Source organism: Enterobacter cloacae complex sp. S3, assembly GCF_014930495.1.
Taxonomy (GTDB): domain Bacteria; phylum Pseudomonadota; class Gammaproteobacteria; order Enterobacterales; family Enterobacteriaceae; genus Enterobacter; species Enterobacter asburiae_B.
Map to the genome: position 1 here is coordinate 1 of NZ_JADBRD010000104.1, position 242 is coordinate 242.

Annotated in this window: 1 protein-coding gene; it reads left to right on the forward strand. The window is 59.5% G+C overall.

Annotated features, from left to right (window positions below):
* A partial coding sequence (locus IM317_RS23685; RefSeq protein WP_305038663.1) for an amino acid--tRNA ligase-related protein occupies nt 1-242 on the forward strand: 242 nt, incomplete at both ends.

Consider the following 242-nt stretch of genomic DNA (forward strand, 5'->3'; position numbering starts at 1 on the left):
CTTCATCACCGAATACCCGGCGGAAGTTTCTCCGCTGGCGCGCCGTAACGACGTCAACCCGGAAATCACTGACCGCTTTGAATTCTTCATCGGCGGCCGCGAAATCGGTAACGGTTTCAGCGAGCTGAACGATGCCGAAGACCAGGCGCAGCGCTTCCAGGATCAGGTGAACGCCAAAGCGGCGGGCGATGACGAAGCGATGTTCTACGACGAAGACTACGTGACCGCCCTCGAGTACGGCC